Source organism: Serratia sp. CY82433 (genome assembly GCF_052166535.1).
Classification (GTDB): Bacteria; Pseudomonadota; Gammaproteobacteria; order Enterobacterales; family Enterobacteriaceae; genus Serratia; species Serratia sarumanii.
Genome location: NZ_JBJNOR010000001.1, coordinates 1,466,617 through 1,490,891, shown reverse-complemented (window position 1 = coordinate 1,490,891; position 24,275 = coordinate 1,466,617). Strand labels below are relative to the sequence as shown.

General features: G+C 62.2%; 21 protein-coding genes. 10 read left to right on the top strand and 11 right to left on the bottom strand.

Annotation, left to right across the window (positions count from 1 at the left end; all coding sequences use genetic code 11):
• Positions 1-58 precede the first annotated feature (58 nt).
• From ACJ8PI_RS07425 to ACJ8PI_RS07415, 3 genes are all read right to left on the bottom strand, one after another.
• Entirely contained in the window at positions 59-325 is a 267-nt protein-coding gene (locus tag ACJ8PI_RS07425) for a hypothetical protein (RefSeq protein ID WP_033638479.1), read from the bottom strand.
• A gap of 56 nt (positions 326-381) precedes the next feature.
• A complete protein-coding gene (locus ACJ8PI_RS07420) occupies positions 382-666 on the bottom strand; it encodes a hypothetical protein (protein WP_154067230.1) in 285 nt (94 codons plus the stop codon).
• Positions 667-873: 207 nt separating this feature from the next.
• Positions 874-1,620, bottom strand: coding sequence for a sulfite exporter TauE/SafE family protein (locus ACJ8PI_RS07415; RefSeq protein ID WP_039566272.1), 747 nt, complete (start codon positions 1,618-1,620; stop codon positions 874-876).
• 107 nt (positions 1,621-1,727) lie between these two features.
• Between ACJ8PI_RS07415 and ACJ8PI_RS07410 the strand changes: the two genes are divergently transcribed.
• Positions 1,728-2,633: a LysR family transcriptional regulator gene (locus ACJ8PI_RS07410; protein WP_039566275.1), complete on the top strand. Its 906-nt coding sequence runs from the start codon at positions 1,728-1,730 to the stop codon at positions 2,631-2,633.
• Here the strand turns inward: ACJ8PI_RS07410 and uilS are convergent.
• The 5 genes from uilS to ACJ8PI_RS07385 form a co-directional block, all read right to left on the bottom strand.
• Entirely contained in the window at positions 2,617-3,477 is an 861-nt protein-coding gene (gene uilS / locus ACJ8PI_RS07405; RefSeq protein ID WP_164134261.1) for a UilS family quorum-quenching N-acyl-homoserine lactonase, read from the bottom strand. The two genes, ACJ8PI_RS07410 and uilS, sit on opposite strands and share 17 nt — an antisense overlap.
• 99 nt (positions 3,478-3,576) lie before the next feature.
• Positions 3,577-7,149 carry a molybdopterin cofactor-binding domain-containing protein gene (locus ACJ8PI_RS07400; protein WP_164134262.1) on the bottom strand — a complete coding sequence of 1,191 codons (3,573 nt, stop codon included), beginning with the start codon at positions 7,147-7,149 and terminating at the stop codon, positions 3,577-3,579.
• Positions 7,142-7,684, bottom strand: a complete 543-nt coding sequence (locus ACJ8PI_RS07395) for a (2Fe-2S)-binding protein (protein ID WP_126192949.1) — start codon at positions 7,682-7,684, stop codon at positions 7,142-7,144. Before ACJ8PI_RS07395 ends, ACJ8PI_RS07400 begins: the two co-directional genes overlap by 8 nt.
• Positions 7,685-7,769: 85 nt before the next feature.
• Positions 7,770-8,243: a MarR family winged helix-turn-helix transcriptional regulator gene (locus ACJ8PI_RS07390; RefSeq protein WP_033634451.1), complete on the bottom strand. Its 474-nt coding sequence runs from the start codon at positions 8,241-8,243 to the stop codon at positions 7,770-7,772.
• 66 nt (positions 8,244-8,309) lie between these two features.
• The gene (locus ACJ8PI_RS07385) at positions 8,310-9,368 is read right to left on the bottom strand and encodes a 2,5-dihydroxypyridine 5,6-dioxygenase (RefSeq protein WP_164134263.1); all 1,059 of its coding nucleotides are present in this window, start codon (positions 9,366-9,368) and stop codon (positions 8,310-8,312) included.
• A 327-nt stretch (positions 9,369-9,695) separates the two neighbouring features.
• On the opposite strand from ACJ8PI_RS07385, the gene ACJ8PI_RS07380 reads away from it, so the two are divergent.
• From ACJ8PI_RS07380 to ACJ8PI_RS07360, 5 genes are all read left to right on the top strand, one after another.
• Positions 9,696-10,847, top strand: a complete 1,152-nt coding sequence (locus ACJ8PI_RS07380; protein ID WP_033634450.1) for an FAD-dependent monooxygenase — start codon at positions 9,696-9,698, stop codon at positions 10,845-10,847.
• Positions 10,844-11,638 carry an alpha/beta hydrolase gene (locus tag ACJ8PI_RS07375; protein ID WP_039566278.1) on the top strand — a complete coding sequence of 265 codons (795 nt, stop codon included), beginning with the start codon at positions 10,844-10,846 and terminating at the stop codon, positions 11,636-11,638. The genes ACJ8PI_RS07380 and ACJ8PI_RS07375 overlap by 4 nt, the downstream gene beginning before the upstream one ends.
• Positions 11,639-11,653: 15 nt before the next feature.
• Positions 11,654-12,406: a maleate cis-trans isomerase family protein gene (locus ACJ8PI_RS07370; RefSeq protein WP_015377793.1), complete on the top strand. Its 753-nt coding sequence runs from the start codon at positions 11,654-11,656 to the stop codon at positions 12,404-12,406.
• 9 nt (positions 12,407-12,415) lie between these two features.
• A complete protein-coding gene (locus ACJ8PI_RS07365; RefSeq protein WP_164134264.1) occupies positions 12,416-13,045 on the top strand; it encodes an N-carbamoylsarcosine amidohydrolase in 630 nt (209 codons plus the stop codon).
• A 142-nt stretch (positions 13,046-13,187) separates the two neighbouring features.
• Positions 13,188-14,498 carry an MFS transporter gene (locus tag ACJ8PI_RS07360; protein WP_033655189.1) on the top strand — a complete coding sequence of 437 codons (1,311 nt, stop codon included), beginning with the start codon at positions 13,188-13,190 and terminating at the stop codon, positions 14,496-14,498.
• 71 nt (positions 14,499-14,569) lie between these two features.
• On the opposite strand, the gene dcp is transcribed toward ACJ8PI_RS07360, so the two are convergent.
• The 3 genes from dcp to guaD all read right to left on the bottom strand — a co-directional run bounded on the left by dcp (position 14,570) and on the right by guaD (position 19,168).
• On the bottom strand, positions 14,570-16,771 hold the full coding sequence (dcp, locus tag ACJ8PI_RS07355) for a peptidyl-dipeptidase Dcp (RefSeq protein ID WP_164134265.1): 2,202 nt from the start codon (positions 16,769-16,771) through the stop codon (positions 14,570-14,572).
• 165 nt (positions 16,772-16,936) lie between these two features.
• Entirely contained in the window at positions 16,937-17,665 is a 729-nt protein-coding gene (locus ACJ8PI_RS07350) for a hypothetical protein (protein WP_164134266.1), read from the bottom strand.
• A gap of 186 nt (positions 17,666-17,851) precedes the next feature.
• Positions 17,852-19,168: a guanine deaminase gene (gene guaD / locus ACJ8PI_RS07345; RefSeq protein ID WP_164134267.1), complete on the bottom strand. Its 1,317-nt coding sequence runs from the start codon at positions 19,166-19,168 to the stop codon at positions 17,852-17,854.
• A 425-nt stretch (positions 19,169-19,593) separates the two neighbouring features.
• On the opposite strand from guaD, the gene fecI reads away from it, so the two are divergent.
• The 4 genes from fecI (at position 19,594) to ACJ8PI_RS07325 (ending at position 24,260) form a co-directional block, all read left to right on the top strand.
• A complete protein-coding gene (fecI, locus tag ACJ8PI_RS07340) occupies positions 19,594-20,118 on the top strand; it encodes a ferric citrate uptake sigma factor FecI (protein WP_033638471.1) in 525 nt (174 codons plus the stop codon).
• Positions 20,115-21,071 carry a ferric citrate uptake sigma factor regulator FecR gene (gene fecR / locus ACJ8PI_RS07335; protein ID WP_041034992.1) on the top strand — a complete coding sequence of 319 codons (957 nt, stop codon included), beginning with the start codon at positions 20,115-20,117 and terminating at the stop codon, positions 21,069-21,071. Before fecI ends, fecR begins: the two co-directional genes overlap by 4 nt.
• A 115-nt stretch (positions 21,072-21,186) precedes the next feature.
• Positions 21,187-23,538: a TonB-dependent Fe(3+) dicitrate receptor FecA gene (fecA, locus tag ACJ8PI_RS07330; RefSeq protein ID WP_041034990.1), complete on the top strand. Its 2,352-nt coding sequence runs from the start codon at positions 21,187-21,189 to the stop codon at positions 23,536-23,538.
• Positions 23,539-23,738: 200 nt separating this feature from the next.
• Positions 23,739-24,260, top strand: coding sequence for a GNAT family N-acetyltransferase (locus tag ACJ8PI_RS07325; RefSeq protein WP_074027291.1), 522 nt, complete (start codon positions 23,739-23,741; stop codon positions 24,258-24,260).
• Positions 24,261-24,275 lie beyond the last annotated feature (15 nt).

The window sequence follows — 24,275 nt, the reverse complement described above, 5'->3', positions numbered from 1 at the left end:
AAATCACCACGAAAACTATAGTATGGAAAACTTGAATGATTCAATGCTGGATTATGGCTTAGCTAAAAAAATAGACGATCGCCATCACAATAACACAAATAGAACAGAGCAATAAATCACCGGAAAAATTTTTCAATGAATCCAAATAGTCATTGCTGTTCTTATTTAATTTGTTAATGGCATCGCTTTCGTTATCAGCCTCTACTTCGACATGATGCTTTCTGAAGCCTTTCCGCTTCATATCCTTAATAATTTCGCGTGTAACCACGTCCTTTCTTAGCACTTTTGATTCATCACTCTTTATAAAAACAACATATCTATTCATCATATACCCCATAAAAGCACAGAATTTTACTTCTGTGCTGGGATTGCATCGGTTAATTAGCGTTTGGTTCCGAATTCTCTGGCTTCTCTCGGCCCAGTGCCATTGCCGCCGTACCCATTTCTTGCAGAACCGCCATTCCCCCAGAAACCACCGGCACCGGAACCACTGCCATAAGGGCTGTTTTTTGACAGGAATGACTGAAGCCCGCGGTCACCGCCGTTATTTCCGCCGCGACTTGAAGAACCGGAGCCTCCGTTATCAGACGATCTTTTTCCACTCCCATCTCGATCCTGCCATCCACCCGACACCGCATCGAGTTGGCTGCTTAAAATTTCCTTCATCAATATTCTCCTATGGATTCACTGGGGTTACCCCGTTTAAAACGGGTTGTAGTTGCAAAAGTAAAATACACTAATAACAATCCATAACCACTCTGTATTTCATAAACAAACCAATAAGCAAAGTGTATTTTAAATATCGAAAACAATCATATTAGAATAAAAACCAGAATAATATACCGAACCTGATTACACGTAGATGCTATCGATTCAATTAATTGAACGCCAAATAATCTCAACGCCCAAGATGAATAACCCAATAAAGAAAAGGCGACGAAAAATCAGCGGGCTGCTGTGACGACGCGCGATCCCGCCCAGCCACATGCCGGCCAACGCCGGCAGCAGCGCCAACAGCGAAACGCCGAGCAGCGCGCCGGGCAGCGCCTGATGCCAGGCTAATCCGGCGGCCAGCGCCAGCGTCGAGACGGTGAACGACAGCCCCAGCGCCTGCACCAGATCGTCACGCGCCAGACCCAATCCGTTCAGATAGGGCACCGCCGGTATGACGAACACGCCGGTGGCGCCGGTCAGCACGCCGGTCAACAGGCCGCACAGCGGCCCCAGCCAAGGCTCCGCCGCAGCGGAAACCCGCCAGTCGAAACGGGTAAAACCCAACAGCGCATAGCCGGTCAGGCAAATGCCCAGCGCCAGCGGCGCCAGGCGGCCGTCGATGGCGGTGAGCGTGCCGGCGCTCAGCAAGGTGCCCAGCGTGACGCACAGCATCATCGGCCAGAGCCGACGGCACAGCGCCCCCAACCGCGGCCCGCACAGCAGTTGCCACAGGTTGGTGATCAATGAGGGCAACAGCAGCAGCGCGGCGGCCTGCCCCGGCGGCATCATCAGGCTGAGCAGCCCCATCGACACCGTCGGTAATCCCAAACCGATCGCCCCTTTGACCGTGCCGGCCAGCGTAAAAATGCCCGTCAGGGCGACAATTTCGAGTAACGTCAGCGACATGCGTCTATCCTTATGGCGAATCAACGGCCCGATTGTGGCCGGCGCCGCGCCACGGCACAATGCGGCAATGGCAGAGCCTGCCTGCGGCAAAGACAGAGGAAGAACGCATGCATTTTGACTTTATCGATCTGCGGCTGTTGGCGGCGGTGCTCGAGACCGGCAGCATCACCGCCGGCGCCGAGCGCGTCGGGCTGTCGCTGGCCGCCGCCAGCGCACGCATGCGCGGGCTGGAGCAACAGGCCGGCGTGGCGCTGCTGACGCGCAATCCGCGCGGCGTCCAGGCGACGCCCGCCGGTGAACGCCTGTTGCAACACGCGCGCGTGCTGCTGCAGCAGCGCGACCGGCTGCGCGGCGACATGGCCGAGTTCGCGCCGGGCCAGCGCAGCCAGCTGCGCATCGTCGCCAATACCGTCGCCGCCGACGCTTTTCTGCCGGAACTGCTGGCGGATTTTCTGGTGCTGCACCCGTACACCGACATCGCGCTGGAGGAGCTGCCCAGCCCGGCCATCGCGCAGGCGATCGCCGAACGGGCAGCGGATATCGGCATCGTGGCGGATCATGCCGATCTGCGCGGGCTGGCAAGCTACCCCTTCCGGCAGGATCGTCTGGTGCTGGCGCTGCCGCCGGGGCATGCGCTCAGCGGCCGCCGCCAGCTCAGCTTTGCGGACGCCCTGCCTTTCGACTTTATCGGCCTGCCGGAACAGAGCGCGCTGCAACAGCATTTGGAGCAGCTGGCGATACGCAGCGGCGGCCCGATGCGGCTGCGGGCGCGCGCCGCCAATTTCGACGCCATCTGCCGCATGGTGCTGCGCGGCGCCGGTCTGGCGGTGGTGCCGGAAGAGAGCGCTCGGCGGCTGCCCGAGATCCTGCGCAACGCCCTGCCGCTGACGGACGACTGGGCGATCCGGCGTCTGTCGATCGTGGTGCGCGAACGGGCGCAGCTGCCATTGCCGGCGCAGCGGCTGGTGGCATTTCTGCGCCAGGAGGAGGACGGTATTACAGGTGCTCGTTGAACCAGGCGATCTGACGGCCGATGATGCCGGCGAAATGCGGGCCGGCGTACATGTCGTAGTGCTTCGCATTCTGCTCGACGTGCAGCGCCTTTTTCGCGCTGCCTATCGCCTCATACAACGCGATGCCCTGCTCCGGCGGGTTGACGGTATCGTTGCCCGCCACCACCACCAGCACCGGGCATGTGACGCGCGCCGCATTGTCGCGCGGCTGATAGCGCAGCGTTTCGCGCACGGTCAGGAACGGGATCTTGATGTCCATCGCCGGGTAGCGCGCCTTGTTCTCCTCGAAGAACGCTTTCGACTCGTCATCGCTCAACACCCGGGTGACGGCGACAAACATCTCTTTGCCGGTGGCCTGTTTCTTCTCCGCCATTTTGTCCAGCGTGGCGATGAACGCCTGTTTTTCATCGGCGGCCATTTTCCCCGTCACGATGGTTTCCCCGTCGGCGAAGGCCAGCTGGCTAACGATGCACTTGATGGCCGGTTCGGCCGCGGCAGCGCCGAACACGTGGCAACCGCCAAACGATGTGCCCCACAGGCCGATGCGCTCACTGTCGATCTGCGGCTGCGTTTGCACCCAACGGCTCACCGCCAGAATGTCCTCAATCTGCAGCGCCGGCACCAGCCGCCCGCGTTCACCCTCGCTAGCGCCGAAGCCGCGATAGTCAAACGTCACCGCCGCAAAACCGGCGTTGACGAAGGCCTCGGCAAAGGCCGGCAGCAACAGCTCCTGAATGCCGCAGAAGCCGTGACACAGAATAATCGCCGGAACCTTGGCCTGATTCTCAGGTAAACGAACTGTTACGGCCAGGCCGCTTTCCATTTTATGCGTGGTTAATGCCATGTTAACTTCCTGTTTTTTATAGGTAAGGTAAAAATCAGGCTAACATTAATCACCAAATGAGCGCCGCCAGTCAATAACCCAATGTAACAATTTACAATGTTAATGATTCCCCGGCTCCGCGCGCAGCCGCGCCACCTGCGCCTCCACGTCGCGCCAGGCCGGTTTGTCGCCGGCATAGCGTTGGCGCAGATAATTCACCAGCGCCGTCACCTGCCGATCGGAAAAGCTGTCCTTAAAGCCCGGCATAAAGCCCAATTCGGCGGTAGCCGGTTTGGGGATCCCTTGCAGGATCACCTTGATCAGGTTATCGGGGCGATCGCTGAAGATATTGGTGTTATTGGCCAGATCGGGACTGACGCCGAACAGCTGCGGCCCGCCGGCGGCGGCGCTGTGGCAGGCCTGGCAAGCGCCCTGAAATAACCGCTCTCCGGCCAGTTGCCCCACCGCCGGCAAGGCGCGGGCCGCCAACTGCGCCTGCGGTTCCACATTCAGCGTCGCCTTGGTGCTCAGCGACATCACATAGTTGGCCATCGCCCGCAGATCGCTCTGCGGCAACGTCGCCAGTTCGCTGACCACCGGCCCCATCGGCCCGGCCGCCACGCCGTGCTCGGCGGAATGCCCGCTGCGGAAGTACTGAAACAGCTGTTCCTCGGTCCAGGGCTTGTCCGCATTGGCCAATTGATTCAGCGCCGGCGCTTCCCACCCGTCCACCATTCCCCCCGCCAGGAAAGCCGCGCCGCCCTTTTCCGCCCCCAGCAGATTGCGCGGCGAATGGCAGGCGGCGCAGTGGCCAAGCCCGTTGACCAGATAGGCGCCGCGGTTCCACTGCGCGCTTTGTTGCGGATCGGGTTGATATTCCCCCTGGCGCAGGAACAGCGCGTTCCAGCCGGCCATCAGCGGCCGCAGGTTAAACGGGAAGCGCATCTGATTGGCCGGATTGCTCTGGCGCACCGCCGGTTGCGACATCAGATAAGCGTACAGCGCCTGCATGTCGCCGTCGGTCATTTTGCTGAAGGCGGTGTAAGGAAATGCCGGATACAGATGGCGGCCGTCGCGGGCGATGCCCTGGCGCATCGCCCGATCGAACGCGGTAAACGACCAGTTGCCGATGCCGGTTGCCACGTCCGGGGTAATGTTGGTGCTGTAGAGCGTGCCGAACGGCGTCGCCATCGCCAGCCCGCCGGCGTTGGTCGCCCCTTCCGACGCGGTATGGCAAACCGCGCAGTCTCCGGCGGCGGCCAACTGGCGGCCGCGCTCCAGCGTGGCCGCCGACCAGGTGCCGGCGCCGGGCGTCGCCACCGGCGCGATCTCCGCCCGCCACGGCAAGGCGCTGCCGGCGATGCCCAGCACCGCGCCGAACAGCCCCGCCGCGCCGCCGAACCACCATTTGCCGCGCTTCTTTTTCTTGGGCGGGGCGGTCTGCCGCTCGGCGTCCGGCCCGTTCAGCGCCTCGCGCAGTTTGTCCGAGGTGATCGGCAGCTCGCGAAAACGAATGCCGGTAGCGTCGAATACCGCGTTGGCGATGGCCGCCGCGCTGGGCACCGACGCCGATTCCCCGGCGCCCAGCGGCGGATCGTAAGGGCGCGGCATCATCACCACGTCCACTTCCGGCACCTCCGGGAAGGTTAGGATCGGGTAAGCTCCCCATTCTTTGGCGGAGACCGTCGATTCCTCAAAGGTCACGCGCTCTTTCAATACCCGGCTGGTCGATTGCAACACGTTGCCGTGAATTTGGTGGCGCACGCCGTCCGGGTTGACCATCATGCCCGCGTCGTGGCCGACCACGATGCGCGTCACCGCCACTTCGCCGCTGGCTTTGTCGATCGCCACGTCGGCCACCCAGGCGGCCCAGGCCGCGCCAAAGCCGGGAAACTTGCTGTGGATGTAACGGGCGTAGGCAAAGCCGCGCCCGCGCAGCACGCCGTCTTCTGCCGGGGTCTGCATCGGTTTGGTATGCGGCGTCCAGCCGGCGCGTTCTGCCGTGCTGCGCATCAGTTCACTGGCGCGTTCATCATCGATATAGCGCAGCCGATATTCCAGCGGATCGACGCCGGCGGCGTGGGCCAGCTCATCGATATAAGACTCGTGGGCGAAGGTGTTCGGCAAGGCGGAAACGCCGCGCATCCAGGAGGCGCGCACGATCGGCGCCATGTCCTCGATGCTGACGCGCAGCGCCGGATATTCGTAAGGCGGTACCGAGGTACGGTCGCCCATTTCATAGGCCACCGGCAGCGGTTCAACCCGGCCGGTCAGCAGCAGCGCCAGCGTCGGCGCGCCGTTGGAAGGATAATAGGTGCGAAAATCGTAGGCGACCGGATGCCCGGCGGCGTCCAGCCCGCCGTCCACCTCCATCAGCTGCGCGGTGCCCTTTGGTTCCCACACATGCTCTTGCTCGCGGGTCAGCTGCACCCGCACCGGCCTGCCCACCGCGCGCGACAGCAGCGCCGCGTCGGCGCAGACGTCATCGGCGCAATTGCGGCCATAGCAACCGGCCGCCTCCATGCGAACGATCTCGATCTGCGCTTCCGGGTATTCCAGCAGCCAGGCCAGATCGGCGCGCAGCAGGTGCGGGTTCTGGCTGCCCGACCAGACCTGCAGGCGCTCCGGCCGGTAGTCCGCCAGCGCGCAGGAAGGGCCAATTGAGGCATGCAGCTGATACGGCCACAGGTAGCTGCGGGTGAAACGCCTGTCGGCCGCCGCCAGCGCCGCGTCCACATCGCCGGTATCGTGCACCACCCGGGTCGAGTGCGGGTTGTCGCGCAGCGCCTGCGCCACGTCGGTCATCTGCGGCAAATTGCGCCGCCAGTCTTTCCAACTGACCTGCAGCGCCTGCGCCGCCTTGATCGCCTGCTCTTCGCGCTCGGCGACAATGCCGATGAAATCGCCGATCACCACCAGTTTGACGATGCCGGGAATATGCGCGATCGAGGTTTCGTCAACCGCCAGCAGGCTGGTGCCGACAAATTCGCCGCTGTCGTACCCGGCATAGGGCGGCCGCACCACCCGGCCGTGCAGCATATTCGGCAGGCGCATATCGTGTACGTAGGTGGTTTCGCCGGTCGCCTTGGCCGGAATATCGACGCGCGCGGCGCTGGTGCCCACCAGGCGATATTCTGCCTGCGGTTTCAGCGGTGCGTCGCCGGAAATCGACAGCTCGACATGACCGCCGGCCACCAGTTCGGCGTAGCTGAGCGCCTGCCACTGCGGGCTGCGGATCACGCCATCCTCCAGCGTCAGCTGTTCCACCGGCGCATCGAAGCGCTGCGCCGCCTGGCGCAACAGCCAACGGCGCGCTTCGGCGGCGGCGTTGCGCAGCGGCACGGCGGAGATCTGCAGCGTGGCGCTGGCGATGGTGGCGCCCTGATTCGGCGCGCGCTCGGTATCGCCCAACACCATGCGCACCTGATCCATGCGCAGGTACAGCTCTTCGGCGACGATCTGGCCGAGCGCGGTGCGCACGCCGGTGCCGAGATCGACATGGCCGTTAAAGGCATAGATTTCGCCGCCGTCGCACAGGGCGATAAACAGCCCTTGCTCCCTGGGCTTCAGCACCGGCGCTTGCCCTTTGGGCACCGGCCCCGAAGGCGGTTGCACGCTGTCGACGATCAGCAGCACGCCGTCGCGCTGCAGCAATTCGGCCTGGCTCGGCGATGAGGGACGGGAATCAGTCATAAGCGTGGGCGCCCTCATCGCGGCAGAGAATGATGGCGCGCTGAACCGCACGCAGGATTTCGAGATGGGTGCCGCAGCGGCACAGGTTGCCGGACAGCGCCTGACGGATCTCCACCTCGCTCGGGGCGGGATTGCGATCCAACAGGGCTTTGGTGGTCATGATCATGCCGTTGAGGCAGTAGCCGCATTGCGCCGCCTGCTCTTCGATAAAGGCACGCTGCACCGGATGCAGGCGCTGGCGATCGCCAAGGCCTTCCAGGGTCACGATCGCCCGGCCGGACACGCCGAGCGCCGGGATCACGCAGGAGCGCGCCGCCACGCCGTCGATCAACACGGTACAGGCGCCGCATTCGCCCAGGCCGCAGCCGTATTTCGGGCCGTTGAGCGCCAGATCGTTGCGCAGTACCAGCAAGAGCGGCGTATCCGCCATCACCTGCGCATGAAGCTGTTCGCCGTTCACCGACAGCATCAGCGGATGCTCCGTCAGCGTGGTTTTCGCGCCTTCCCTGGGCGATTGCACTTCAGATATCGCCATTGTTCGCGTCTCCGCCTGCACTTGATGGTCTTATGGGCTGGCCTCTCACCACCGACCACCAGGCAACCGACGTTGCGCGGGCGAATCAGCCGGTGGGCGGATCTTCCAGCATTTTATTCAGCAGGAATATCAGCGCTATCCGTTCGGCCGGGTTGAGCGTGCCGAACGTCAGCTCTGTGATTTTCGCCGCCTGCGGCACCGTTTCCGTCAGCAGCACGGCGCCGGCGTCGGTCAGGCCGACCACCACCTTGCGCCGATCCACCGGATCCGGCGTCACCGTGATCAGATCGCGCGCCTTTAGCCGCTCGACGATGCCGCGTATGGTGGCCTGATCCACCGCCGTCACCTGCACCAGCTCGGTCAGCGAGCTCGGCCCCATATCGCGCACCGCGCACAGGGTGATGAACTGCACCGCCGTCAGCTGCGAATCGCCGACATTTTGCTGAAAAATCGCCAGGTGGCGCTGATAAACCTTGCGCAGCAGGTGCCCGACTTGCTCGGTAAAATGATAATTTTCGGGTTGGCCGCTCACGGCTGACGGGTATTCGGGGGGCGTCATTGCGTTACTCTCACCATCTATGGAATTCACGAGAATAGTACAAACCCCCGCCGTTGGCAGCAACGATTAAACCCGACGCACGCGCGAGGCCTCCGGCGCCACCACTTCCCCGTCCGCCACCACCGTTTGCCCGTCGAGGCGGATGTCGCAGCGGCGCAGCGCGATGTCCATATGGCAAGGCGTTTTGCGCGTGCCGCCCACTTCGGTGTTCGGCCCGGTGGAGAACAGGAAGTTGCCGTAGAACGCGCGCGCGTCCATGCACATGCCGTCGTTCTTGTCGTGCAGGCCCATCGCCGTCCACTGGGCGCGCGGCTGCAGGCCCCAGCCGATATGCGAGATGCCGTACACCTCCGGATCGTCGAAGTATTTCATGTATTCGCGCAGGTATTCCGCCTCGAAGCCGCCGTGAATGCGGGTGACGAACCCTTGTTCGATCTCCAGCGTGATGCGTTCGCGCGCGTAGCTTTTAAACGGCAGCAAGATATCGCCGACCTCCAGCACCAGCACCCCTTCCGCCTGCTCCTCATTCGGCCAGGTGAACAGGAAACCGCTCGGCCAGTGATCCCAGCGCCCCGGTTCATCGGCATAGCCGTACTCGGTCACCGTCGGGTATTGCCCGAGCGGCGCGCGGAAATCGCTGCCGGCGGCGGAGGTCACCTGCATCAGCTTCGCCTGCTCCAGCACGGCGGCGGCGGCCAGCACCCGCGCCTTGTCCTCCGCGTTAGGCAACATGCGCGCCAGCACCTCCGGCGGCTCCACCGCCAGCAGGATGCGGGTGCCGGTTTTCAGGATCTGCTCCTGCTCGGGCGAATGCAGCAGCATCATGGTATCGACGATCAGGTCGGCGGCCTCCAGCGCACGCTGCGCCGCCAGGTTGCCGGTCAGCGCGGTATCGCCGCAATAGGCGGTCATGTCGTTGCCCATCGCCCGCGGATGGTTGAACGCCGGCAGCTCGACGGCATACACCCTGGCGCCCAGCCGCAGCGCCGCGTCGGTCGCGGCGCGCACCGTGCGCGCATCGGAATAATGGCTTTTCAAAATCGCCACGCTCTGCGAAGCATCGACCTTCGACAGCGTAAGCACCTGCTCGAACAGCTGTACCAACTGGGTTTCATTGACCGCCATGGCCTGTCTCCTGTCTCGTCAAGGGTGTCCGCCGCCCGCAAGGTGGCGGTGATTTTTCAAACAATTTAAAGTGAACACACTCATTTTTATCTAAGTCAAAAAATCAAAGGAAAGCAAGCTGCGAATATCCACCATAAGAAAGTCCTATTTCATCCCTTGTCAATCCTGTGATTAACATGAGTTTAACAGTAAAGCGCTGTCAATTAGCGTGAGCAAGATCTGATTTAACACTTTTGCAACTTTGCGTTATCTAGCGCATACACTATAAATCGATCGTCCAGCCACGCGTTGGGCCTACGCTGAAAAAAGCCAACAGACAGGGGAAACATGATGAGCAAACAACCACGCATCGCCGTCGTCGGCGCCGGGCTGGGGGGCGCCGCCGCCGCCGGGCTGCTGCAAAAAGCCGGCTTTACCGTCGATCTGTATGAACAGAGCCCGGCGTTCTCGCGCCTCGGCGCCGGCATTCACATGGGGCCGAACGTACTGAAGATTTTCCGCCGGCTCGGTATTGAGCAGCGGCTGGAGCAGATGGCGTCTCATCCCGATTTCTGGTTCAGCCGCGACGCCGAAAGCGGCGACTACCTGTCGCGCATCGAACTGGGCGGCTTTGCCCGCCGGGAGTACGGCGCCGCCTATGTGACGGTGCACCGCGGCGATTTGCAGGCGTTGCAACTTTCCGCGCTGCAGCCCGGCACCCTGCACTTCGGCAAATGCCTGAGCAAGATTGAAGATCGCGGTGACGAGGTGGTGCTGAACTTCGTCGACGGCACCTCGGCCCATGCCGACATCGTGATCGGCGCCGACGGCATCAATTCGCGCATCCGCGAACATCTGCTGGGCGCCGAAGCGCCGACCTACAGCGGCTGGGTGGCCCACCGCGCGCTGATCCGCGGCGAGAAGCTGGCGAAATACAACCTGACGTTCGAAGACTGCGTGAAGTGGTGGTCGGCGGACCGCCATCTGATGGTCTACTACACCACCCAACGGCGCGACGAGTATTACTACGTCAGCGGCGTGCCACACCCGGCCTGGGATTTCCAGGGCAGCTTCATCGACAGCAGCCGCGAAGAGATGTTCGAGACCTTCGCCGGCTACCACCCGATCGTGCAGGCGCTGATCGAATCCAGCGAGCAGGTCACCAAATGGCCATTGCTGAACCGCAAACCGCTGCCGCTGTGGAGCGAAGGCCGCCTGGTGCTGCTCGGCGACGCCTGCCACCCGATGAAGCCGCACATGGCGCAGGGCGCGGCGATGGCGATCGAAGACGCCGCCATGCTGACCCGCTGCCTGCAGGAAACCGGCCTCGGCGACTACCGCACCGCCTTCCAGCTGTATGAAGCCAACCGCAAGGAGCGCGCTTCACGGGTGCAGGCGGTGTCCAACGCCAACACCTTCCTGCGCACCCAGGAAGATCCGGCCTGGGTCTACGGCTATGACCTGTACGCGCAAGCGCTGAAATCGGAGAACGCCGCATGAGCACCTTCCTCTACGGCGCCCACGTTCACGCCAACGGCATTCGCCAACACTACCTGCGCTACGGCGGCCACGGCCCGGCGCTGATCCTGATCCCCGGTATCACCAGCCCGGCGATCACCTGGGGCTTCGTCGCCGAGCGGCTGGGGGAAAAATACGACGTCTACGTGCTCGACGTGCGCGGCCGCGGTCTGTCGTCCAGCGGCCCGGAACTGGCTTATGACGCGGAGACCTGCGCGCAGGACGTCAACGCCTTCGCCGCCGCGCTGAGCCTGGACAGTTACGCCCTGCTCGGCCATTCGATGGGCGCCCGCTTCGCCCTGCGCGCCGCCGTTTTGCAGCCCGCCGGCGTGCGGCGGCTGGTGCTGGTCGATCCGCCGGTTTCCGGCCCCGGCCGCCGCGCCTATCCCGGCCAATGGCCGTGGTACGCCGACTCGATCCGGCAGTCGCTGCCGGGCATGAGCGCCGAGCAGATGCGCGCCTTCTGCCCGACCTGGAGCGAAGAGCAGCGCCGGCTGCGCGCCGAGTGGCTGCACACCTGCTACGAGCCGGCGATCCAACGCGCCTACGACGATTTTCATCAGGTGGACAGCCACCGCGACTACCCGCTGCTGACCATGCCGACGCTGCTGATGGCCGCAGGCAAAGGCGGCGTCATTCAGCCCGAAGACCGGGCGGAGATCCGCGCACTGCAGCCGGAGATCGCCATCGTCGAGGTCGAGAACGCCGGGCACATGATCCCGTGGGACGACTTCGACGGCTTCTTCCGCGCCCTGGGCGATTTTCTGGATTAACTGAGGAACACCGACATGAGCAACCACTACCGCATCGGCCAGATCGTGCCCAGCTCCAACACCACGATGGAAACCGAGATCCCGGCGATGCTGGGCGCGCGCCAGCTGATACGCCCGGAGCGTTTCACCTTTCATTCCAGCCGCATGCGCATGAAACACGTCAATAAAGAAGAGCTGGCGGCGATGGACGCCGAGTCCGATCGCTGCGCGCTGGAGCTGTCCGACGCGCGGGTCGACGTGCTCGGCTACGCCTGCCTGGTGGCCATCATGGCGATGGGGCTGGGCTACCACCGCGAATCGCAGGCTCGGCTGGCGCAGGTGACGAAAGACAATCAGGCCGCCGCGCCGGTTATCAGCAGCGCCGGCGCGCTGGTCAACGGCCTGAAGGTGATCGGCGCCAAACGCATTGCGCTGGTGGCGCCCTATATGAAACCGCTGACCCAGCTGGTGGTGGACTACATCCAGCACGAAGGCATTGAGGTCAAGGTATGGCGCGCGCTGGAGATCCCGGACAACCTCGAAGTCGGCCGGCACGATCCGGCCAGGCTGCCGGGGATCGTCGCCGAGATGGATTTACGCGAGGTCGATGCTATCGTGCTGTCCGCCTGCGTGCAGATGCCTTCGCTGCCGGCGGTTCCGACGGTGGAGGCCCAAACCGGCAAACCGGTGATCACCGCCGCCATCGCCACCACTTACGCGATGCTGACCGCGCTGGAGCTGGAACCGATCGTCCCCGGCGCCGGCGCCCTGCTGTCCGGCGCCTATTGAGGAGGCAGAATGAACGACACCCTCAGCGACAACTACCGCGGCGTCTGGGGCCAGCGCATCGGCTTCGGCCGGCGCCCGGCGCTGCTGGCGATCGACTTTATGCAGGCCTACACCACCGAAGGCGCGCCGCTGTTCGCGCCGGGCGTGGTGAGCGCGGTCGAGGAGAGCCGCGAGCTGCTGGCCTGCGCGCGCCGCACGGGAATTCCTGTCATCCACACCCATATCCGTTATCATGCAGGCCATTTTGCCGATGGCGGTTTGTGGGTCAAAAAAGCGCCGGTGATGAAGGACATGGTGGCGGGCAACCCGCTGGCGGCGTTCTGCCCGGCGATAGCGCCGCTGGCCGATGAGGTGGTGCTGAGCAAGCAATACGCCAGCGCCTTCTTCGGCACCGCGCTGGCGCCGCTGCTGGTGGCGCAAGGGATCGACACGCTGCTGATGATCGGCTGCTCCACCAGCGGCTGCATCCGCGCCAGCGCGGTAGACGCGGTGCAGCACGGCTTTCGCGCCATGGTGGTGCGCGAGTGCGTCGGCGATCGTCACCCCGGCCCGCACGAAGCCAACCTGTTCGATATCGACAGCAAATACGGCGACGTGGTGCACAAACGGGAGGCGCTCGACTACCTGAACCGGTTATGAGTCAAGGATTCACCTGCAACGACAATAACGAAGGCGCAAACAGCGCCTCACGCGACCGCCCGAAACAGGGCGGCGCCCCTGCAACGCAAACACAACAGGCGCCTCCTGCGGAGGCCAACACGCACCACCTGGAGACAACATCATGGCCATTGTCGACACCCCGCTGGCGGGGAAAGCGGACGCAGAATCGCTGCTGCTGTACCGCAAAATCACCTGGAAACTGATCCCGTTTCTTTGCCTGTGTTACCTGGCGGCCTACCTCGATCGCATCAACGTCGGGCTGGCCAAGCTGCAGATGGCCGACGCGCTGCAGCTGAGCGAAGCGGCCTTCGGCCTCGGCGCCGGGCTGTTCTTCGTCGGCTATATTCTGTTCGAAGTGCCGAGCAACCTGATCCTGCAGCGCGTCGGCGCCAAGATGTGGATCGCCCGCATCATGATCACCTGGGGGCTGTTGTCCACCGCCACCATGTTCGTCACCACGCCGACCCAGTTCTACGTCATTCGTTTCCTGCTCGGCGTGGCGGAGGCCGGTTTCCTGCCCGGCGTGCTCTTTTACCTGACGCTGTGGTTCCCGACCTATCGCCGCGGCCGCATCATCGCGCTGTTCATGATCGGCCTGCCGCTGTCCAGCGTGATCGGCGGGCCGCTGTCCGGCTGGATCATGGGCCATTTCGACATGCTTCACGGGCTGCACGGCTGGCAATGGCTGTTTTTGCTGGAGGGCATTCCCAGCGTGCTGTTGGGCGTGCTGACCTTTTGGCTGTTGCCTAACACCTACCAGCAGGCCAAGTGGCTGACGCCCGAGGAGAAACAGCGCATCGCCGACGATCTGGCGCGCGACGACGCCGAGGCCGATCACGGCAAGCACAGCTTCCGCGACGGCTTCTTCAACCTGAAAGTCTGGATGCTCGGCGGCATCGACTTCGCCATTCTGCTCAGCGCCTACGCCATGGGCTTTTGGATGCCGACCTTCATCAAAACCGCCGGCGTCACCGACATCACCACCATCGGTTACCTGACGGCGATCCCCAGCGTCGCCGCCCTGCTCGGCATGCTGCTGATCGGCAGCAGTTCCGACCGGCTGCGCGAACGGCGCTGGCATATCATCGTGCCGTTTATCGTCGGCGCGCTGGCGATGGCCGGCAGCACCTTCTTTACCCACAACGCGCTGGCCACGGTGCTGCTGTTCTCCATCGCCCAGGCGGCGATCATCGGTGCGGTGCCGGTGTTCTTCAGCCTGCCGGCCACCTTCCTGCGCGGCACGGCGGCGGCGACCGGCTTCGCGCTGGCCTGTTCGCTGGCCAACATCGCCGGGCTGGTGAGCAATTCGCTGATGGGGCTGGCGTTGGATCTGACCGGCAAGAGCGGCGGCGCGCTCTGGGCCTTCGCCGGCTGCCTGCTGCTCAGCTCGCTGCTGGTGGTGGCCCTGCCGGCCAAGGTGGTGAACCGCTGAATGTCGACCAAGCCAAAAAGACCAAGGGCGCATAACGCGCCCTTTTGTTTGCTTACCGGGAGTGGCCGAACTTACTCGTCCTTCAGCCCGCGGTTGATCAGCATCGGTTCGATGCTCGGCTCTTTGCCGCGCCAGTCGATGTACAGCTTCTCCAGATCCTGGCTGTTGCCGCGCGACAGGATCATGTCGCGGAAGCGCTGGCCGTTTTCGGCGGTCAGGCCGCCGTGTTCGGTGAACCACTGGAAGGCGTCGTCCGCCAGCATTTCCGTCCACAGATAGGCATAGTAGCCCGCGGCATAGCCGTTACCCCAGATGTGCTGGAAGTAGCTGGAGCGGTAGCGCGGCGGCACGTAGCTGAGATCGACCTTGTCTTTTTGCAGCGACTCGGCCTCGAACTTGTCCACGTCCTGCTGCGGCTGATCGGCGGTCAGCATGTGCCAGTGCATGTCCAGCAGCGCGGCGGACAGCAGCTCGGTCATGCTGTAGCCCTTGTTGAACTTGTCGGCCTTCTTGATCTTGTCGACCAGTTCCTGCGGCATCGCCTCGCCGGTCTGGTAGTGCTTGGCGAAGTGGCTGAACACTTTCGGATCGCTGACCCAGTGCTCGTTGAACTGCGACGGGAACTCGACGAAGTCGCGCGCGGTGTTGGTGCCCGACAGGCTCGGGTATTCCTGATCGGCAAACATGCCGTGCAGCGCATGGCCGAACTCGTGGAACAGGGTGATTACGTCGTCATACGACAGCAGCGCCGGCTGGCCCGGCGCCGGTTTGGTGAAGTTGGCGACGTTGTAAATCACCGGCTTGGTGCCGTTGAGCTTCGACTGATCGACGAAGTTGCTCATCCAGGCGCCGCCGCCCTTGTTGTCGCGCTTGAAGTAGTCGGTGTAGAACAGCGCCAGCGACTTGCCGTCCTTGTCGAACACTTCGTACACCTTGACGTCCGGCTGATAGACCGGAATGTCCTTGCGCTCCTTGAAACTGATGCCGTACAGCAGGTTGGCGGCGTAGAACACACCGTTGTTCAGCACGTTGTTCAGCTCGAAGTAAGGCTTGATCTGCGACTCGTCCAGATCGTACTTGGCCTTGCGCACCTGTTCGGCGTAGAACTGCCAGTCCCAGGCCTGCACCTTGAAGTCGCCTTTCTGCTGGTCGATCACCGCCTGAATGTCTTTGGCTTCACGCTCGGCGCGCGCGGTGGCCGCCGGCACGATGTTGCGCATAAAGCTCAGCGCGGCATCCGGCGTCTTGGCCATCTGGTTTTGCAGTTTCCAGGCGGCGTAGTTCGGGTAGCCCAGCAGCTTGGCCTGTTCGGCGCGCACCTTAGCCAGACGGGAAATGGTCTGGCGGGTATCGTTGCCGTCGCCCTTCTCCGCACGCGTCCAGGAGGCGTCGAACAGCGCCTGGCGGGTGTCGCGATCTTTCAGGCTCTGCAGCAACGGCTGTTGCGTGGTGTTTTGCAGCACCAGCAGCCACTGTTTCTCCAGCTTGCGTTCGGCGGCCGCCTGGGCCGCCGCAGCCAGCTCGCCTTCCGACAGGCCGTCCAGCTTCGCCTGGTCGGTTATCGCCAGCGCGCCGTTTTTGCTCGCCGCCAGCAGCTTGTTGGTGAACTGGGTGCTCAGCGTCGCCGCTTCCTGGTTCAGCGCCTTCAGCTTGGCCTTGTCGGCGTCCGACAGGTTGGCGCCCGCCAGCTCGAAGTTCTTGTAGGTCACTTCCACCAGCCGGCGCGACTCCGGATCCAGCTTCAGCGCGTCGCGATCCTGATAGATGGCCTTGATGCGCGCGAACAGCTTGCCGTTGAGCATAATGTCGTCGTTCAGCGCCGCCAGCTTCGGCGAGGTTTCTTCATCCAGCTTTTGCAGCGCGTCGCTGGTGTTGGCCGAGGTCATGGCGCCGAACACGTTCATCACCCGCGTCAGCAACGAACCAGCCTGCTCCAGCGCCACGAAGGTATTTTTGAAGTTGGGCTTGGCCGGGTTGTTGGCAATCTTCTCCACCTCTTCCCGCTTTTGCTTGATGCCCGCTGCGATCGCCGGCGCGTAGTCGCTCTCCTTGATCAGGTTGAACGGCGGCGCCTGGAACGGCAGACGGCTTTGATAGAAGAACGGATTTTGAGTCTTTTGCTTGTCGTGCTGATTGGCTTCACCGGTCACGTTAGCCTCCTTCGCCTGGCCGCTGGGCAGCGCGCTATGGTCGGCGTGAGGTTGGGTTTCTGCTGCCTGTGCCTGCGAGCCAAGCGCCATGCCGATCGCCAGCACCAATGTGGATAAACGCATCAAATCGAAACTCCTCCATGTTCACGGAATAAGGTCTCGGGGAATCGCTCCCTCTGAGTCACCTCCTAGCTTAGGTGCAGTTGGCAGTTTGAGCAAAAACAAGTGATTAGAATACTCATTCCACGATGATTCGCTCCCTGTAGCTATAGCGGCGCGTTAACTCGATTAGATATAACCTATGAACGCTTGAATGCGCCGACCGGGCACCGGACGATCGTATGACCTGATTCTTGTCCCTACTGCAGCCTCGAAGGTTGCCGAAGTATATAATCCGCTACGGGTTTCAAGCGAAATCTGCCATAGAAATAACTCCCTCATATTACTGATACGTGTCACATCAAGCCGTGCGAAAACAAAGGGGTCTTTTGAGCTATGTTGATATTTTTCCATCCAAGCCGTGAGCCTTGAGTTACTCGGTGAATGCGTAAGCAAATCATGCCGGTGAGAGATATTATTCTCCTTTGGATAATCCTCGGATACGCTGGTATGTATAAGAATCTGTACGATATTGTACGCATAACCATTGAGCCTGTTGCTGGGGTGCTTGCGCCAAACGGAAGGTTGCTCTTCAACTTTCCACTCCTTCTCGATCACGCGAGCAAGATAAATCAGCTTGTCGGCAGCTTGCAGATCCAACTTACGTCTGCCAGAGATGAGCCAAGACCTTAGTTCATAAGTGGCGCGAGGATAAACATGCCCCACCGATTGCAAAAACTCACTTGACGACTCTGGCGATATGGTTGGCAGTGGTGATGTCCAACAACTCCGCCAAAGAACAGCATCAAACGCTAGCGGTTCTAGTTTATCGCGAGCACAGATTCTTTCAGCTACAGCGCGCAGATGCTGAGCGCTGCAGACGGCTAACAAGTGATAACGGGGGTCAGACACGAGCATGAGCAATAAATCCTTTATATAATGTTTAATTAAAAATACGCGCAGAGTCATTCCTGATAATAGTATCCGCTCAACAGTGTTAACCCTGTGCAAATAACTTCACGTCTCTCCCGCCCTTTCCCGCTCAATAACCAGATAAAGACAACGACGTTGGACGCTTCGATACTGGGAGTGAATGCGGCTGCGTCAGCGCGCCGCCTGATAAACCACCTTGCCGTCCACATAGGTGCGATAAATATTGCGATCGTCCCCCAGCGTCATCAGCACGAAGCCTTGTTCCGCCGGCGTGGCGCTGTTGGCGTAGCGTAACTGCTGCAGCGGCGTCACCGCCGGATCGAGCACCACGAAATCCGCCTCTTTGCCGACGTCGAAGTTGCCGATTTTGTCGTCTAGCGACAGCGCGCGGGCGCCGCCCAGGGTGGCGTGATAGAACGCTTCTACGGCGGAGAGCCGGTAATGCTGCAGCTGGCCGACCTTGTACGCCTCGCCCAGCGTGCGCAGCATATTGAAGGAGGTGCCTGCCCCCACGTCGGTGCCGATGCCGAGCTTCACCCGCTTGCGCCAGGCCTGCTGCAGGTCGAACAGCCCGCTACCGAGGAACAGGTTGGAGGTGGGGCAAAAGGCGATCGCCGAGCGGGTCTCGCACAGGCAGTCCCACTCCTGCTCCTCCAGGTGCAGGCAGTGGGCGAACACGCTTTTGCCGCCGGTCATGCCGTAGCGATGGTAAACGTCCAGATAGCTTTGGCTTTGCGGGAACAGCGATTTTACCCAGGCCACTTCCTGCGGATTCTCGCTCAGGTGCGTCTGCAGCCACACGTCGGGGAATTCTTCGCGCAGCCGCTGCACCTGCGCCAGCAGCGCCGGGGTGCTGGTTGGCGCAAAGCGCGGCGTAATGGCGTAACCGAGGCGGCCTTTGCCGTGCCAGCGTTCAATCAACTCGCGCGTGTCGCGGTAACTCTGCTCCGGCGTTTCCAGCAGCGCCTGCGGCGCATGGCGATCCATCATCACCTTACCGGCGATCAGGCGCATGTTCAGCGTTTGCGCCTGGCTGAACAGCGCATCGACCGACTGCGGATGCACGCTGCCGAACACCAGCGCGGTGGTGGTGCCGTTGCTCAGCAACTCCCGCAGAAAGAAGGCCGACATCGCGTCGGCGTGCCGCTCGCAGCCATAGCGGCTTTCGGTCGGGAAGGTGTAATTATTTAACCAGTCCAGCAGTTGGTCGCCATAGGCGCCAATCATTTCGGTTTGCGGATAGTGGATATGGGTGTCGATAAAGCCCGGTACGATCGGTTTGTCGCGATACTCCGTGACCGCGAAACCCGGCGGCAGCAGCGCCTCACACTGTTGCCAGCTGCCGAACCAGACGATGACGCCCCCGTTCAGCAGCAACAAACCGTCGGGAATGTGCCGCAGGCGTTCGTCAAGCTGTTGCGGTTCCTCCACGCAGGCTGCGATATCAAAAAAATTGCCACGAATAGCCGTGGTGAATTGCAGTGCCATTATTTTCTTCCTTGTGACGACCGGCCAATCTCACCCGCATAATAACCTGCGTCGATGAAACAATGCCTTCTGTTGCCCAAACTTAAAGACCGGGTTAAGCATAGCAAGCCGTGTGCCAACAGACCGACATAAAATATATTTTCACGTTAAAACAAAGTGATACTAATTAAACAAAGAAAACCAACCGAAGAAAAAGAATAAAACACGCGGCGATCTTCGACGGCAGACTAATAGCAACCGTTTGCTTACCGAAATAACACCGTTGCTGCACCTTTAATGGGCAAAGGGATATTTTCGCGCCCGTCAGCCTATTTCAACGCGATAAAAAGAGGCCGGAACCATTCAGGAACCCACCCGACAAACTTGAAACGATAACCATTCTCAATTATCATCCGCGCATCTTTTTGACCAGCAATGCGAAAACCATGTCCGCCACCGCTTCCGCCCCGCACGCCGCGCTGTCGCGCCTTTACGCCACCCATCACGCCTGGTTGCAGGGATGGTTGCGCCGTCGGCTGGGCTGCGCTTTCGACGCGGACGATGTGGCGCAGGACACCTTTATGCGCCTGCTGAAAAGCGACGCCGCGGCGACCCTGCGCGAGCCGAAAGACTTTCTGGTCACCGTCGCCAAGCGGGTGATGGTCGATCTGTTCCGCCGCAGAACGCTGGAGCGCGCCTATCTGGAGATGCTGACGCTGATCCCGGAAGGCTACGCCCCGTCGCCGGAACAGCGCCAGAGCCTGTTGGAAAGCCTGCAGCAGATCGATGCCATGCTCGACGGCCTGGGGCCAAAAGCGAAACAGGCCTTTCTGCTGTCGCAGCTCGAAGGCCTGGGCTATGCGGACATCGCCGTGCGCCTCGGCGTGTCGGTCAGTTCGGTTAAAAAATACATGGCCAAGGCCACCGAGCATTGCCTGCTGTTCAGCCTGGAAAACGACGTTTTCTCATGAGCAACGCCATTACCCCCGAGCAGCGCCAGGCGCTGAAGATGGCCGCACACTGGTATGCCCTGTTGTGCGATGAGCACGTCACCGACCGCCAGCGCCTACAGTGGCAAGCCTGGCACCAGCAGCACGCCGATCACCGCTGGGCCTGGCAGCGCGTCGAAGCGCTGCAGAGCCAGCTGCAGGGCGTGCCGGGCAAGTTCAGCTACCGCGCGCTCGATCGCGCCGGCCGCCAGTCGGCAATCGATCGCCGCACCCTGCTGAAGAGCCTGCTGCTGTTGCTTGGCGTAGGCGGCGGCGGTTTCCTTTACCAATCGCCGTTCGGCCGGGAGCTGCGCGCCGACTACCGCACCGCCACCGGCGAAATCAAACCCATTGTGTTAAGCGACGGCACCCAACTGGTGCTGAACACCGCCAGTGCGGTGGACGTGCATTACGACGATCGTCAACGGTTGATCCGCTTGCACGCCGGAGAAATCAGCCTGATTACCGGGCGCGACCCCCGGCCGCTGTGGGTGCAAAGCCCGCAGGGGGCGATGCGCGCGCTCGGCACCCGCTTTTTGGTGCGCGATATCGGCGGCGAGACGCGCCTGACGGTGCTGGAGCATGCAGTCGAAGCGCAGCTGGCGCAGGATCCGCAGCAAACGCGCCGGGTGGACGCCGGGGAACAGATCGGCTTCAGCGCCTCGGCCTTCAGCGACAAGCAACCGGCTGCGGCGGAGGACGGCTGGCTGCGCGGCGTGCTGAGCGTCAGCCAATGGCGGCTGGACCGGGTGATCGCCGAACTGGCGCGCTACCGACGCGGCCACCTGAGCTGCGATCCGGCCGTTGCCGGCCTGCGCGTCAGCGGCAGTTTCCCGCTCAACGATACCGATCGCGCCCTCGCCCTGCTCAGCCAGACGCTGCCGGTGCGCCTGCAGAACTTTACCCGCTATTGGCTGCAAATCGTTCCCGCCTGAATCTTTTTAAATGAAAATGATAAAAAATCGCATTCTTGATTGTCCCTTTTGCTTCGCTCATCCGACTCCCAGGAAAACACTGCAGCAATAAATAAAAAATGATTCAGGAGAAGGTATGAACAACGCTTGGGGAAAGGGAGCGCCGGCTTCGCTTTGGGGAAAACGCGCCACGCCGCTGGCCGTGGCTATTGGCCTGGCCTTCGCCGCACCGCTGACGGCGAGCGCCGCCAGCGCCGCCGCAGCCTATCATATTCCGGCCGGTGAGTTGGACGGCGCGCTGAACGCTTTCGCCGCTCGCGCCGGCATCGCGCTCTCGGTGGACGGCACGCTGACCGCCGGTAAACGTTCGCCAGGCCTGAGCGGCAGCTACGGCGTCGATGACGGCCTGAACGCCCTGCTGGCGGGCAGCGGCCTGCAGGCTAAAGCGCTCGGCAACAACGGTTACACGCTGGCCAAACTGCCTCAGCCGCAGAAGGAAGAAGACATCACCGTGGTCGGTGACTGGCTGGCGGAAGGCCGCCAGGTAGACGTGTTCGAACATCCCGGCGCGCGCGACGTGGTGCGCCGCGAAGAATTCGCCAAAACCGGCACCACCACCGTGCGCGAAGCGTTGAACCGCGTGCCGGGCGTAGTGGCGCCGGAGAACAACGGCACCGGCAGCCATGACATGGCGCTGAACTTCGGCATTCGCGGCCTCAACCCGCGCCTCGCCAGCCGCTCCACCGTGCTGATGGACGGCATCCCGGTGCCCTTCGCGCCTTACGGCCAGCCGCAGCTGTCGCTGGCGCCGGTCTCGCTCGGCAATATGGACGCGATCGACGTGGTGCGCGGTGGCGGCGCGGTGCGTTATGGGCCGCAGAGCGTCGGCGGCGTCGTCAACTTCGTCACCCGCGCCATCCCGAAAACCTTCGGCATGGAGGCCGGCATGCAGGGGCAGCTCAGCCCGACTTCGCGCCAGGATCACCCGAAAGGCACCGGCAACCTGATGATCGGCGGCACCGCCGACAACGGCTTCGGCGCGGCGCTGCTCTACTCCGGCACGCGCGGCAGCGACTGGCGCGAGCACAGCGCGACCAAGATTGACGACGTGATGCTGAAAAGCCGTTACGCCCCGAACGAGGTGCACACCTTCAACAGCCTGCTGCAATACTACGAAGGCGAGGCGGACATGCCGGGCGGCCTGAGCCGGGCGGACTACAACGCCAACCCGTTCCAGTCGACGCGCCCGTACGACAAGTTCTGGGGCCGCCGCCAGCTGGCGAACTTCGGCTATCAGTATCAGCCGGATCAACAGCACAAGTTCGACGTGCAGAGCTTCTACACCTACACCCTGCGCAGCGGCTATCTGGATCAGGGCAAAAATCTGACGTTGTCACCGCGTGAATACTGGGTGCGCGGCGTGGAACCGCGCTACAGCCAGAGCTTCCGCTGGGGAGACTCGGCGCATGAGGTCGGCGTCGGCTACCGCTACGTCAGCGAATCCACCCACGAGCTGCGCTACACCAGCAAGGCCAGCACCGGCCGGCTGCCGTCCAGCGCCAGCCCGTACGATCGCGATACCCAGTCCGGCACCGAGGCGCACGCCTTCTATATCGACGATCGCATCGACATCGGCGACTGGACCATCACGCCAGGCATGCGCTACGAGTACATCAAGTCGTATCAGAACAACTACATCAAGAACAACCGCCTCGACGTCAGCTATAACGCGCCGCTGCCGGCGTTGAACGTGATGTATCACCTTAACGAATACTGGAACCTGTACGCCAACACCGAAGGCTCCTTCGGCACCGTGCAGTACAGCCAGATGGGCAAAGCGGTCGACAGCGGCAAGATTGAACCGGAGAAGGCGCGCACCTGGGAGCTGGGCACCCGCTACGCCGGCGATGCGCTGACCGGCGAAATCGGGCTGTTCCTGATCAACTTCAACAACCAGTACGACTCCAACCAGGTGACCGACAGCGTGACCGCGCGCGGCAAAACTCGCCACGCCGGGCTGGAGGGCAGCCTGCGTTACGATCTGTCGCAGTTGACGCCGAAACTGGACGATCTGACCGCCTACGCCAGCTACGCCTACGTCAACGCCACTATCCGCGAAGACGGCGGCTACAAGGGCAACCAGGTGCCGTTCTCACCGAAGCATAAAGGCACGCTGGGGCTGGACTACACGCCGGGCAACTGGGCGTTTAACCTCAACGGCGAGTTCCAATCCAGCCAGTTCGCCGATAACGCCAACACCGTGGCGGAAAGCGCCGACGGCAGCACCGGCCGCATTCCCGGCTATATGCTGTGGGGCGTGCGCGCCGCCTATGATTTCGGCCCGGAAATGGCCGGCCTGAATCTGGGCGTCGGCGTGAAAAACCTGTTCAACCACGAGTATTTCACCCGTGCCTATGACGACAATAACAAAGGTCTGTACATCGGCCAGCCGCGTACGATCTATCTGCAAGGCTCGGTGAAGTTCTGATCCCCGGCGGCGGGCGCACCTCATCGCGCTCGCCGCTTCATTCATAACGTGACATTGTCACTAATCCCGATCTTTCCATCTTGCCCAAGCGGCGAAAAATAAGTCGCTTCTGCCGCCAATGCGCGTAATATCGACGATCCGCCCTGATTTATGGGCGCGGATTTTTTGCCGTTCTGGCCTGAAAAGCGAGGGAAAATAAGATGAATCATAATGACCTTTCTCAGTGCCGCGTGGACACCGACCGTTTGTTGATTGCCCCCTTTACCGCAGCAGACGCCGACGATGTTTACCAGGCGATCACCCCCACTCTGACACGCTTTATGACCTTTGAGCCGGAGGCGTCGCCGGAAGATTTCGCCAACGTCTGGCAAGGCTGGCTGCCGCTGATGCGCGAAGGCGAAGAAGTGATCTTCGTCGCCCGTCGGCGCGAAGACCGGCAGTTTGTTGGCGTCGGCGGCGCGCACAACCTGCGCAGCCGCACCCCGGAGCTGGGCATCTGGGTGAAAGAGAGCCTGCACGGCCAGGGCTACGGGCGCGAAATCGTGCAGGGCATCGCGCGCTGGGTCAGCGAGCGCTTTCAGCCTCAGCACCTTATCTACCCGGTGGCCGAGCAAAATACCGCCAGCCGCCGCCTCGCCGAGTCGCTGGGCGGCGTGCTGGCCGGCAAGCGTGAAAACATCAAGTATGACGCCGTGGTCTACCACCTGCCGCCTCAGCGCTAATCAGCATCGGGCCGC

Coding starts and splice junctions, on each gene's coding strand:
- ACJ8PI_RS07425 (WP_033638479.1), bottom strand. CDS start 325: ATGAATAGATATGTTGTTTTTATAAAGAGTGATGAATCAAAAGTGCTA.
- ACJ8PI_RS07420 (WP_154067230.1), bottom strand. CDS start 666: ATGAAGGAAATTTTAAGCAGCCAACTCGATGCGGTGTCGGGTGGATGG.
- ACJ8PI_RS07415 (WP_039566272.1), bottom strand. CDS start 1,620: ATGTCGCTGACGTTACTCGAAATTGTCGCCCTGACGGGCATTTTTACG.
- ACJ8PI_RS07410 (WP_039566275.1), top strand. CDS start 1,728: ATGCATTTTGACTTTATCGATCTGCGGCTGTTGGCGGCGGTGCTCGAG.
- uilS (WP_164134261.1), bottom strand. CDS start 3,477: ATGGCATTAACCACGCATAAAATGGAAAGCGGCCTGGCCGTAACAGTT.
- ACJ8PI_RS07400 (WP_164134262.1), bottom strand. CDS start 7,149: ATGACTGATTCCCGTCCCTCATCGCCGAGCCAGGCCGAATTGCTGCAG.
- ACJ8PI_RS07395 (WP_126192949.1), bottom strand. CDS start 7,684: ATGGCGATATCTGAAGTGCAATCGCCCAGGGAAGGCGCGAAAACCACG.
- ACJ8PI_RS07390 (WP_033634451.1), bottom strand. CDS start 8,243: ATGACGCCCCCCGAATACCCGTCAGCCGTGAGCGGCCAACCCGAAAAT.
- ACJ8PI_RS07385 (WP_164134263.1), bottom strand. CDS start 9,368: ATGGCGGTCAATGAAACCCAGTTGGTACAGCTGTTCGAGCAGGTGCTT.
- ACJ8PI_RS07380 (WP_033634450.1), top strand. CDS start 9,696: ATGATGAGCAAACAACCACGCATCGCCGTCGTCGGCGCCGGGCTGGGG.
- ACJ8PI_RS07375 (WP_039566278.1), top strand. CDS start 10,844: ATGAGCACCTTCCTCTACGGCGCCCACGTTCACGCCAACGGCATTCGC.
- ACJ8PI_RS07370 (WP_015377793.1), top strand. CDS start 11,654: ATGAGCAACCACTACCGCATCGGCCAGATCGTGCCCAGCTCCAACACC.
- ACJ8PI_RS07365 (WP_164134264.1), top strand. CDS start 12,416: ATGAACGACACCCTCAGCGACAACTACCGCGGCGTCTGGGGCCAGCGC.
- ACJ8PI_RS07360 (WP_033655189.1), top strand. CDS start 13,188: ATGGCCATTGTCGACACCCCGCTGGCGGGGAAAGCGGACGCAGAATCG.
- dcp (WP_164134265.1), bottom strand. CDS start 16,771: ATGCGTTTATCCACATTGGTGCTGGCGATCGGCATGGCGCTTGGCTCG.
- ACJ8PI_RS07350 (WP_164134266.1), bottom strand. CDS start 17,665: ATGCTCGTGTCTGACCCCCGTTATCACTTGTTAGCCGTCTGCAGCGCT.
- guaD (WP_164134267.1), bottom strand. CDS start 19,168: ATGGCACTGCAATTCACCACGGCTATTCGTGGCAATTTTTTTGATATC.
- fecI (WP_033638471.1), top strand. CDS start 19,594: ATGTCCGCCACCGCTTCCGCCCCGCACGCCGCGCTGTCGCGCCTTTAC.
- fecR (WP_041034992.1), top strand. CDS start 20,115: ATGAGCAACGCCATTACCCCCGAGCAGCGCCAGGCGCTGAAGATGGCC.
- fecA (WP_041034990.1), top strand. CDS start 21,187: ATGAACAACGCTTGGGGAAAGGGAGCGCCGGCTTCGCTTTGGGGAAAA.
- ACJ8PI_RS07325 (WP_074027291.1), top strand. CDS start 23,739: ATGAATCATAATGACCTTTCTCAGTGCCGCGTGGACACCGACCGTTTG.